Raw genomic sequence first — 9497 nt, forward strand, 5'->3', positions numbered from 1 at the left:
TCGTACGCCGCCCGCGCCCTGTTCCCGGTGGTCGGGGAGAAGACGCTGCGCGAACTGGTGGCCGAGGCGAAGGCGAACGAGAAGGTCTTCAAGGCCAAGGTCCGCACCACCTTGCGCTCCTCCTACAGCTCGTACTACCGGCAGATGCTGCCGCCGCTGCTGAACACCCTGGGCTTCAGGTGCAACAACACCGCCTACCGGCCGGTGATGGACGCGATGAAGCTGCTGAAGAAGTACGCCGACGTCGACGGCAAGACCCGCTTCTACGACGCCGGCGATGAGGTGCCGATGGACGGCGTGGTGCGCAAGGACTGGCGCGAGGCGGTCGTCGACGACAAGGGCAAGGTCGAGCGCATCCCGTACGAGCTGTGCGTCCTGGTCGCCCTGCGGGACGCGGTCCGCCGCCGCGAGATCTACGTCGAGGGCGCGGCCCGCTGGCGGAACCCGGAGGACGACCTGCCCGGCGACTTCGAGGCCACCCGCGCCGTGCACTACGCCGCGATCCCGCTGAACCCGAGGGCGTTCATCACGGACTTGAAGAAGCGCATGACCGCGGGCCTGGACCGGCTCTCCGCTTCACTCGCGGACGGCAGCGCGGGCGGGGTGAAGGTCACCAGCCGCAAGGGCGAGCCGTGGATCACCGTGCCGAAGCTGGAGCCGCTGGCCGAGCCGACCGGCCTGACGGCCCTCAAGGAGGAGGTCGCACGCCGCTGGGGCGTCCTGGACCTCCTGGACGTGCTGAAGAACGCCGACTTCCCCGGCTTCACTCCGCGAGTTGCTGCGGTGCGGGGCTTCCAAAACGGCGACCTGGCGCTACGCGAGTGCCGAGGCGTTGTATGCGACCCGTAGCGCCTGCCCTCACCGCCGGGTAGCGGCATCCGATCGCGGTCGGTTCCGCCCCAGGGCCTGTGTCAATGCGTGGGCGAACTCGGCGGGGTGGGCCACAAAACCCACGTGCCCACCGGGCATCTCGACCACAGTCCGGCCGAGCCTGTTGCCCAGTGCCACGTTCACCTCGTAGCAGGGATAGCCACGCGATTCCCGCCCGGACGCCAGCAGGATCCGATCGGCATGGACTGTGAGAGCTTCGATATCGAGGGACGCGGCCGGATACTGGCGCAGCTCGTGCTCGAACCAGTAGACGGCGTTGGCGTGAAGGGACTCGCTCGTCCTGGCCTGTGCCGCACGGGCCATGGTCCGCCGGTCCGCCTCGGTGAACGCCTGCTCGCGGAACTTCTCCAGCGCCGGCTGTATGCCGGATGCGCGGTAGAGGTCGTAGACACTGTGGAAGAAGTCGATCCACTTCTGTCCGCCTGGCAGCGCCCTCATGGCCGGCGGCTCGTAGGGGATGAGCGTGCGCACTACGTCAGGGTGGCGAGCCAGGACTTCCAGGGCAACGAGCCCGCCGGAGCTGGTCCCGACGATGATCGCCGGGCCGTCGCTGAGATGCTCGATCAGGCGCCGGACATCGTCGGCGTCAGCAGCGAGTCGGCGATCGTAGTCCTGCGGACCGTCGAGTCGGCTGCGGGAAAAGCCTCGCCGATCGTAGGTGATCACGCTGTAGTGCGCCGCCAGATGTTCCGCCACCATCGCGAACACGCCGCCGTCGCCGCCTGCGCCAGGGATCATGAGCATGAGCGGGCCGCTGCCACGCATCTCGTAAGAGAGCTTGGCGCCGGGAACGTCGAGGATGCTCATCTGTTTCCTCTCTAATCTCAATCTGCTGGGGGAACTGCTTGCGCTGCCCGTACGGGCCCCGGCGTCCTGGCTCAGACACCGGGGAACACATGAGCCGTCGGTAGCTATCAGGGCTTGGTGACATGCCGGGGGTGGTGCAGGCGGGCGAGGATTTGCTCGCGGGTGGGGACGTGGCCGCCTCCGCCGTGCTCCTGCGCGTGGCCGCGGACATGCGTCTGCACCCGGGTGACCAGTTCGTCCTCGTCGGCGGCTGTGATCGCCTCGTGGCAGTGGTTGCAGGTCAGAGTGAGCATCATCCCGCCTCCTCGAAGGGCCGGCCGACGGCCACCGTGGCTGGCGACGCGGCGACATTTCTGCGCGAGGCCGGGTTCCGGGTCCGCTCCTCGTGGTGCTTGCGCCACCCGTAGCGGGTCAGCCCGCGGGGTTTGAAGACGGACAGGAGCACCGCCGTCAGCAGCACCACCAGGCCGCCGATCGAATGCGGCAGCGTACCGGGAAGGTCACGCGGGTCGGCCCCGGATGCCGCCGCCATGTCTGCCAGGCGGCTGATGGGCTGCGTCTCCACCAGCAGAACCCCGGTAGCAACGACGGTGAGTAGCAGCTTCACCACGACCCAGTAGTGGCGCAGCAGCCCCCACGAGGTGCCCAGCGACTGCACGATCCCGGTGGCCAGGGAGGCCAGGGCGAGCGGGACGATGACGTATGAGACGGTCAGTTCCATCGCGACGTAGGCGCCCCGCACCGTGTCGGCGCTCCGGGCGGTGACCGCGGCGATGTCGAGCGCCGTGTATGCGGCGACCGCGCCGAACCAGCCGACCGACGAGATGACGTGGGCGGTGAGCGCGGCCTTGCGCGGGCGGGGGGACATGGTCATGCGCGGCCGGCCCCCGGTGCTGCATCCGACGCAGTGAGCGACGGCTGGCCGCTGCTGCCCATGTGCCGGCCGGGCCCGTGATCGCCGCCAAGACCGGTGAGCATCACGATCAGGGTCAGCAGCACCAGGACGCCGACGACGATCCCGGTGACCTTCAGCCAGCCGGGCATGCCGGGGTGTGCAGCGCGACCGGTCCCTGCCTGGGCGTCGCGGTCTGTACCGGGCCTGGGGATGGGGGCTGTCATGAGCTTCCTCCATTCGAGCGGACAACCTCATTTTACAAGACACAGTGTCTATCACACGTCAGTGTGTCGCGACAGTGCCGCCCTGTATGCTGGAAGGGTGCCGAAGCTTTGGAACGAGACGATCGAGGCGCACCGCCACGCGGTGCGCGAGGCGATCCTGGAGACCACCTGGTCGCTGGTGACCGAGCGCGGACCGATGTCGGTCACCATGTCGCAGATCGCCGAGCGGGCCGGAATCGGCCGTGCCACGCTGTACAAGTACTTCCCCGACGTCGAGGCGATCCTGATCGCGTTCCACGAGCAGCGCGTGAGCGGCCACCTAGAGCGGCTCGCCCAACTCCGCGACGGCCCGGGCGACCCTGGCCAGCGCCTGGAAGCGGTGCTCGAACGCTATGCCCTGATCTGCTATCACCGCGGACGCCACGGCTCCGAGGAGCTCTCGGCGCTCCTGCACCGCGGCGAGACCGTCGTGCAGGCGGAGCAGCAACTCGTCGGCCTCTTCCGGGACCTGCTGACCGAGGTGGCGGAGGCTGGCGAGCTGCGGGCCGACGCTGTCCCTGACGAGCTCGCGCGCTACTGTCTGCACGCGCTGGCCGCGGCGGGCGGGCTGACCTCTGAGGCCGCGGTGCACCGACTGGTCGCGATCACCCTCAGCGGACTGCACTGCCCGCACTGACCCGGCCTTCACCCCCGGGGCGGACCGTCTCACCGAACTCGCGGCCATGACCGACGCCCTGTCGGTCTCCGGCTGTCCCGTCTCATTGGATCTAGCTCTTGGCCAGTGCTCTGAGCAGGCATGGCGCATTGTGCGGTGAGACGGATCCGGGCCGGTGTCTCAGTTCATCGTGTCCGCCGGGTTCGGACTTGAGGCTGTGTCTCAGTTCATCGTATCCGCGAAGGTCATTTCGTGAGCTGTGCTGCTGTTCGTGCCATCTCGGCAGTGATGGCCCATCGCTCGTGGTCCCTCCACTCGCCGTTGATGTACTGGAAGGCAGTCGAGTAGCCCTCGCGCTGAAAGCCCAGGCGCTTGACGAGGTTCAGCGAGGAGGCGTTGTCCGGTTGGATGTTCGCCTCCAGCCGGTGCAGTTCCAGCGGGCCGAAGGCGAGCTGGACCACGAGCCTCAGTCCTTCGGTCATATAGCCACGGCCGGTCGTAGAGGCATAAGAGGTATAGCCCAGGGTTCCGCTCTGGAGGGTGCCCCTGACGATGTTGTTGATGTTGATGCCGCCCACGATCGCGCCGGTATCGCGCAGACAGATCACGAAGCCCTCATGGGTGGGCTGTTCGAACCGCTCAAGGTAGCTCTCGAACGCTTCCACTGTGTTCTCGCGGGAGCCCAGCCAGCGGCGAAGCATCTCGGCGCTCTCCTGGGCCAGCGCTGCGAGCTCGTCGTAGTCCTGGCGGCAGACGTGGCGTATGACCACCCGCGGCCCTTGCAGGAGGTAACTGGTGATTGCCATCCAGGGATCCTAAGCCTGTTCGTGCACGCGTCCGACGGCTCGTGAACCCTCCATGTAAGAAAGAGGACAGGCATCCTGCGGGCCAACCCTGACGCCCAGCCGGGCCAGCCCAACCGCACACGGGCCAGCGCAAGGGCTCAGTCACATTTGGGTGTGATGTAGCGGTAGATCGTGGCGGGTGCGCTCTTGAAGGTGCGGGCGATTTTTGGGGGTGCCGGAGTCGTAGAGCTGTTGTGCCTGTTCGACTTGCTCGGGGGTGAGTCGTGGGGGCCGTCCGCCGGTCTTGCCGCGGGCGCGGGCCGCGGCCAGTCCGTCGTTGGTGGCGGCGAGTACGAACTCGTGGTGCAGGGTGGCGAAGACGGACATCATGCCGAAGAAGTCGCGTCCTTCAAGGGTGTGGCTGTCGATGTTCTGCTCGACGGCATGGAGCCGGATGCCCCGGTTGCGCAGGTCGGTACCCACGATGATGAGATTCTGGACGGAGTAGAAGAGCCGGTCGAGCCGAGTGACCGTGATGGTGTCACCGGAGCAGAGTCGGGGCAGCAGCAGGTCTCTCTCGGGCCATGCGGTTTTGTGGCCGTTCGTGCGCTCGATGTAGATGTCCTCTTCCGCGACGCCGGCGCGCATGAGCGTGTTGATCTGCGGGACGGGGCTTTGGCCTGCGGCCGTGCGGACGTAGCCGACGACGGCCGGGGTCGACGGTGTCTGTCGGAGCGAAGACACGGTCATCATGGGACGCTCACCTGCTCAGGGGCGGGGCGGCCCGGAGGGCGCCAGGGATAGAAGGGGAGGTTGCGGTCGGAGGGTTCTTCCTCGATCCAGCGGATCAGCGGGTCACGTTTGCCGGCGGTTTCGAGGCTGTAGCCGGTGGTGGCCCGGTCACGGACTTCCCGGATGAACCGCCGCAGGTCCCGACCCTTGCCCGTGAAGGGTAGGAACCGCAGATGCGGCGAGGCGAAGAGACCGGAGAGGGCAACGATGTCCGGATAGGTGCAGGCAACGAGCTCGATGTCGTCCTTGAAGGCATGCCATTTCGGGCCGCCGAGAGCGGTCATGCGGCGGCGCCATCGCCGGTCGAACCGGTCGCTGTCCCACCAGCGGAAGGAGATGTCCGTGGCTTCGGCCATCGCGTAGGTGACAATCCGCTGACCGTGGCGGCGGATGAGGTTGTAGTGGTGGCGCTGTGCGCGGATCACCTCCGGGACGGTGTGCAGTTCGAGCTGGTGCCCGTATCGGCCGATCCAGCGGCCGTGCCGTAGGCAGATGTTGGTGCTGACCGGGGCGTGGTGTGAGGCGTGGGTGGTGATGCCCAGACAGGCCAGGCAGCGGGTGCAGACGGGCTGGGTCGTCCAGCCCACTCGGGTACCTGGCGGCGTCGGCAGGCGTGGACGGCCCGAAGCCGGCTCCCGTCTGGATGACCTCGGAGGGGTTCCGTGACCTGTTCACCGGAAAGATCTGGCTGCCGCCCGCTCACGCGTAGTCAGCTTCGCGAGTCCCTACGATTTGTTACGGGGCGTAGACCTTTTCGATGCTCACGCTAGCTATGGGCTCCCTCATCCACTCGTCCCAGTTCTTGGTGTCGTTCTTCGGGCATGCCCACGGGCCGTCGGCTTTTCCGTTGTTCGGGTAGTGCACTTGCAGGTGGACGCAGTAGCCGTCGGCCTTTGTGTCGGTGGCCCAGCCCATGATGTGGTTGTTGTCGCAGACCTGGCCGCCGTACCTGCCGAAACTGGTCGTGTTTCCGAAGGTCCAGCATTCTGCAGCGGTGCTGGAGCTGGCTTCGGCCGGGATGATGCTCAGACCCGCGGTGGCTGCGAGAGCTGCGCCAACCATCAGGAGCTTCTTGGCAAGATTCATGATCTATTCCTCTCTAGCCTGAGCGTGAGCTGCCGAGACGCCTTCAGCGAGGTCCGCGACCAGCAGAATCGGCGTGGAATGCAGGTTTCACCTTTCGGTAACTCCGGTTCGCCTCGGATAGCACCGGCGCCCCCGTGTTCCCCTCTCTGTGCCCTCACATCGTGGCGCGGGCCGTGGGCTGGGAGTTGGCGATGCGTGCGGTGTTACTTGTCGTTCAGCGCAGCCCGTTGCGTATCAGGCAGACTGCGCAGTGCGGCCTGCCGGAGTTCTCTGGGCGTCACGCCGTACGTGGCGCGGAACGCGCGGCTGAAGTCCGCTGGGCGCAGGAACCCCCACCGGGCGGCGATGGCGCTGATCGACCGCCGCCGCAGCCGGGGGTCGGTGAGGTCGGCGTGGCAGCGTTCCAGGCGGCGCCGGCGTATCGAGGCCGCCACGGTCTCCCCCTGCTGCCGGAAGAGGGTGTGCAGGGAGCGCACGGAGATGTGGTGGTGTGCCGCGATGTCCGCCGGCCCCAGGTCGGGATCATCGAGGTTGTGGTCGATGAAGGCGTTGACGCGGGCGAGCATGGCCTGCTGGCGGGTCTCGGCCGGAAGGTCGTCGTAGGCCCCGAGGTGCTGGGCCAGGCAGGCGCCCGCCAGGTCGAGCGCTATCGCTCCTAATCGGCTCAGGTCGCGCGGGTCGCAGTCGGGGCCGTAGGCGTCCAGTGTGGTCAGGAACCGGGCGAAGATCGCCCCCATGCCGGTGCGGGCCGACAAGGGCTGGGCGAGGAGCTGGTGGACCTTGTCCGGCCGAAGCGGCAGTTCCTTGCGCGGAAATTGCATGATGACCGACTGGACGTGACGGCCCTGGTCGGGCACTGCGCCCTCGAACGGGTGCGAGACGTCCCAGAGCACCATGTCATCGCACACTAGTCCGGAGTCCTGGCGCCGCTGGCTGATCCACAGGGGGGTGCCGGAGACGAAGGTCAGCTGGTACGTGCCCGGGTCGGACCGCCGGACGTCCGCCCAGGTGCGTTTCAGATGCGCGGGCGGGCTGTTGAACGCGGCCACCCGTACTGAGCCGAGGTCCAGCACCGAGGCCTACGAGGGGAAGCCCCCTGCGGCGTTCGAGCTGCTGAGGGTGAGCGGTGCCAGCTCACGGGAGATCAGCTCGGCCCAGAAGGGCAACTGCTCCTTCGCGGGCAGTTCCTCGTTCGATACCTTCTGCCACATCCGCACCCCCAAAGCGCTCCGGCGACCCTGTCGTGGCCCTGGGCCCCAGGCGGCCCGGACCTCCCGCGCTGCGCCCAACCCTGCTGTCATGGCTCACCGCGCCGAGGCAACGGGCGGGGCTTCCACAGTGTTGGACGCGACCGTGGCAGGAGCGGATGCGGGTGCGGCTTCGGCGACGCCGCCGATGCCGAGGGTCGCCACCATTGCGAATGCGGCGCTGATCAGGCTGTACATGCTACGCAGCGCCACAGTGCGGATACGGGAACACAACAGCGGTATCTCCTCCGATAAGTCATGAGCGGGAAGGCAGAAGGGCGGCCGCTGGTCGCCCGGTGCCTCAAGCATCGGGACCAGACGGACGGCCCCACGGCCCGATGGCGGTGGCCCGGCTCGCGATCGAATCTGCCTGCCGTGGGCGATGACCCCGGGTGGTTTCCCGGGGTCATCGCGTGGGTGGGCTGGTGTTCAGCCGGGTCGGGCCGTTATCGGGGCAGGGGTCCGGCGATGCGGGTCCAGATGGTTGCTCGGCCGGTCCACTGGTAGACGGCGCTGTGGTTGGGGGTGAGGCCGTAGAGGTGGTTGTTGCTGATGGCGAAGGTGTGGCCGGGGCCGCCGATGCGGGTCCAGGAGCCGGGGATGCCGCTGTACCTGAAGATGCGGCCGTCGTTCGGGTTGGTGGCGAACAGGCCGCCTCCCGCGGCGTAGATCTTGCTGGCGGGGCCGCCGACCCGGGTCCAGGTGGTGCCCTTTCCGGTCCACTGGTAGACCGCATCGCGCTTGGGGGTGAGGCCGTAGAGGTGGTTGTTGCTGATGGCGAAGGTGTGGCCGGGGCCGCCGATGCGGGTCCAGGAGCCGGGGCTGCCGTTGTACCTGAAGATCGGTCCGTTGTTCGGCCCGGTGGCGAACAGGCCGCCTCCCGCGGCGTAGATCTTGCTGGCGGGGCCGCCGATGCGCTTCCAGGCGGTGCCCTTTCCGGTCCACTGGTAGACCGCGCTGTGGTTGCGGGCGAGGGCGTACAGGCGGTTGTCAGGGGTGACGGCGATAGTGGCGATGGTGCGCGTGTGTGTGGTGGTCGTGGCCGGGTTGGGCGGTGCGGGGGTGCGCGGCGCGGAGCTGGGCTTGGGCGCGGTGGATGAGCTGGTGGGCTTGGGAGAGCGCGGCGGGGCGGTGACGCGGTGGTACTGGCGTGCGGCGTAGGTGCTGACAGGGTGCCCGGCCAGAACGCTGGAGTTGAGGCTGCCGGTGGTTTTGGTCGCGGCTGTTCCCGGGCTGCTTTGCTGGTAGTAGCTGAACGTGCCCTGGGAATGGTTGACCCATCCGGCGAAGATGATCACGTGGTCGGAGGAGTTGAGGATGTCGCCGGGCTGCAGGGAGCTGACGGGGATCTTCTTGGAGACGCCGGGCAGGGACCGCGTGGTAAGGCTGGTGGGCAGTTGCCAGGCCATGGAGACGTATCCGGAACAGTCCTGCCGGTAGCGGCCTCCGGTGGCGTGGTCGGACCACCAGCTGTAGGGGGAGCGCAGCCCGTTGGTGCTGTAGGGGACTTTCAGATCGACCCAGGTCTGGGCGCGGGCGATTACCTGCTGGCGGGTCACCGCCTCACCGGGGGCCGCGCCCTTGCCGAGGGCGCCGGTGGAGGTGGGCGCGGTGGTGAGGGCCTGGTGGCTGTCGGCGTGTGCGGGAGCGGCGGCGGTGAGGATGCCGGCGGTGAGTGCGGTCGCGATCAGGCCGGGTATGACGCGCGGTCGGCGGTTGGCTGTTTCGGACATGGCCACGGTGGACCCTTTCTTTTCAGGGTGTGTGTGCGGTGCGGTGGTGCGTGCTTCGGCGGCGTTGCGCAGGGGGCTGGTGCGCGGGTGAGGATGTCGGGCCCGTCTGGGGCGCCGGCGCGGGCCTGGCCGCCGCAGGCATCCGGTCGCCGTGGGGCGGCGTGCGGCCCGCCCGGTGCGGGTTACTTCAAGGGGTCGCCGAGTGCGGTCCACGATGTCCGGTCCTTGCCGGTCCATTGGTAGACCGTGCTGTGGTCGGGGGACATCCCGTACAGGCGGTCGTTGCTGACGGCGAATTCGGCGCCGGGGCCACCGATCTCGGTCCACTTGTCGGGGTCGCCGTCGTACCGGAAGATCCGGCCGTCCTGCGGGCTGGTGGCGA

General features: G+C 68.0%; 15 protein-coding genes. 2 read left to right on the top strand and 13 right to left on the bottom strand.

Going from position 1 to position 9497, the window contains the following annotated elements; all coding sequences use genetic code 11:
• Positions 1 to 27: 27 nt before the first annotated feature.
• Entirely contained in the window at positions 28 to 849 is an 822-nt protein-coding gene (locus ACFV2X_RS25355) for a hypothetical protein (protein ID WP_385620294.1), read from the top strand.
• A 9-nt stretch (positions 850 to 858) separates the two neighbouring features.
• Here the strand turns inward: ACFV2X_RS25355 and ACFV2X_RS25360 are convergent, their stop codons facing one another.
• From ACFV2X_RS25360 to ACFV2X_RS25375, 4 genes are all read right to left on the bottom strand, one after another.
• Positions 859 to 1698 carry an alpha/beta fold hydrolase gene (locus ACFV2X_RS25360; RefSeq protein ID WP_385620297.1) on the bottom strand — a complete coding sequence of 280 codons (840 nt, stop codon included), beginning with the start codon at positions 1696 to 1698 and terminating at the stop codon, positions 859 to 861.
• Between the two features lie 107 nt (positions 1699 to 1805).
• Positions 1806 to 1994, bottom strand: coding sequence for a hypothetical protein (locus tag ACFV2X_RS25365; protein WP_385620299.1), 189 nt, complete (start codon positions 1992 to 1994; stop codon positions 1806 to 1808).
• The gene (locus ACFV2X_RS25370) at positions 1991 to 2572 is read right to left on the bottom strand and encodes a hypothetical protein (protein WP_385620302.1); all 582 of its coding nucleotides are present in this window, start codon (positions 2570 to 2572) and stop codon (positions 1991 to 1993) included. Before ACFV2X_RS25370 ends, ACFV2X_RS25365 begins: the two co-directional genes overlap by 4 nt.
• Positions 2569 to 2817 (bottom strand): hypothetical protein, encoded by a 249-nt coding sequence (locus ACFV2X_RS25375; RefSeq protein WP_385620305.1) that lies wholly within the window; start codon positions 2815 to 2817, stop codon positions 2569 to 2571. The genes ACFV2X_RS25370 and ACFV2X_RS25375 overlap by 4 nt, the downstream gene beginning before the upstream one ends.
• A gap of 97 nt (positions 2818 to 2914) precedes the next feature.
• Here ACFV2X_RS25375 and ACFV2X_RS25380 point away from each other — a divergent pair, with 97 nt between their 5' ends.
• Entirely contained in the window at positions 2915 to 3493 is a 579-nt protein-coding gene (locus ACFV2X_RS25380) for a TetR/AcrR family transcriptional regulator (protein WP_385620307.1), read from the top strand.
• A gap of 224 nt (positions 3494 to 3717) precedes the next feature.
• Here ACFV2X_RS25380 and ACFV2X_RS25385 read toward each other — a convergent pair whose 3' ends face one another.
• From ACFV2X_RS25385 to ACFV2X_RS25425, 9 genes are all read right to left on the bottom strand, one after another.
• Positions 3718 to 4278, bottom strand: coding sequence for a GNAT family N-acetyltransferase (locus ACFV2X_RS25385; protein WP_385620309.1), 561 nt, complete (start codon positions 4276 to 4278; stop codon positions 3718 to 3720).
• Positions 4279 to 4419: 141 nt separating this feature from the next.
• Positions 4420 to 5001 carry a recombinase family protein gene (locus ACFV2X_RS25390; protein ID WP_385620310.1) on the bottom strand — a complete coding sequence of 194 codons (582 nt, stop codon included), beginning with the start codon at positions 4999 to 5001 and terminating at the stop codon, positions 4420 to 4422.
• Positions 5002 to 5006: 5 nt separating this feature from the next.
• Entirely contained in the window at positions 5007 to 5636 is a 630-nt protein-coding gene (locus ACFV2X_RS25395) for a hypothetical protein (RefSeq protein WP_385620313.1), read from the bottom strand.
• A gap of 148 nt (positions 5637 to 5784) precedes the next feature.
• Complete coding sequence (locus ACFV2X_RS25400) at positions 5785 to 6135, bottom strand: hypothetical protein (protein WP_385620315.1); 351 nt, start codon at positions 6133 to 6135, stop codon at positions 5785 to 5787.
• A 203-nt stretch (positions 6136 to 6338) separates the two neighbouring features.
• A complete protein-coding gene (locus ACFV2X_RS25405) occupies positions 6339 to 7208 on the bottom strand; it encodes a helix-turn-helix domain-containing protein (RefSeq protein WP_385620317.1) in 870 nt (289 codons plus the stop codon).
• 6 nt (positions 7209 to 7214) lie between these two features.
• Entirely contained in the window at positions 7215 to 7346 is a 132-nt protein-coding gene (locus tag ACFV2X_RS25410; RefSeq protein ID WP_385620320.1) for a hypothetical protein, read from the bottom strand.
• Positions 7347 to 7439: 93 nt separating this feature from the next.
• Positions 7440 to 7580 (bottom strand): hypothetical protein, encoded by a 141-nt coding sequence (locus ACFV2X_RS25415; protein ID WP_385620322.1) that lies wholly within the window; start codon positions 7578 to 7580, stop codon positions 7440 to 7442.
• A 248-nt stretch (positions 7581 to 7828) separates the two neighbouring features.
• Entirely contained in the window at positions 7829 to 9115 is a 1287-nt protein-coding gene (locus ACFV2X_RS25420; protein WP_385620325.1) for a hypothetical protein, read from the bottom strand.
• A 182-nt stretch (positions 9116 to 9297) separates the two neighbouring features.
• The coding region (locus ACFV2X_RS25425; RefSeq protein WP_385620327.1) for a hypothetical protein at positions 9298 to 9497 on the bottom strand (200 nt) is incomplete at its 5' end.

The sequence above is a fragment of the Streptomyces sp. NPDC059679 genome (assembly GCF_042734105.1).
Lineage (GTDB): Bacteria > Actinomycetota > Actinomycetes > Streptomycetales > Streptomycetaceae > Streptomyces.

Bases quoted from the DNA above. Each gene is read 5' to 3' on its own strand.
- ACFV2X_RS25385 (WP_385620309.1), bottom strand. From the start codon at position 4,278: ATGGCAATCACCAGTTACCTCCTGCAAGGGCCGCGGGTGGTCATACGC.
- ACFV2X_RS25375 (WP_385620305.1), bottom strand. From the start codon at position 2,817: ATGACAGCCCCCATCCCCAGGCCCGGTACAGACCGCGACGCCCAGGCA.
- ACFV2X_RS25400 (WP_385620315.1), bottom strand. From the start codon at position 6,135: ATGAATCTTGCCAAGAAGCTCCTGATGGTTGGCGCAGCTCTCGCAGCC.
- ACFV2X_RS25370 (WP_385620302.1), bottom strand. From the start codon at position 2,572: ATGACCATGTCCCCCCGCCCGCGCAAGGCCGCGCTCACCGCCCACGTC.
- ACFV2X_RS25410 (WP_385620320.1), bottom strand. From the start codon at position 7,346: ATGTGGCAGAAGGTATCGAACGAGGAACTGCCCGCGAAGGAGCAGTTG.
- ACFV2X_RS25360 (WP_385620297.1), bottom strand. From the start codon at position 1,698: ATGAGCATCCTCGACGTTCCCGGCGCCAAGCTCTCTTACGAGATGCGT.
- ACFV2X_RS25365 (WP_385620299.1), bottom strand. From the start codon at position 1,994: ATGATGCTCACTCTGACCTGCAACCACTGCCACGAGGCGATCACAGCC.
- ACFV2X_RS25415 (WP_385620322.1), bottom strand. From the start codon at position 7,580: ATGTACAGCCTGATCAGCGCCGCATTCGCAATGGTGGCGACCCTCGGC.
- ACFV2X_RS25420 (WP_385620325.1), bottom strand. From the start codon at position 9,115: ATGTCCGAAACAGCCAACCGCCGACCGCGCGTCATACCCGGCCTGATC.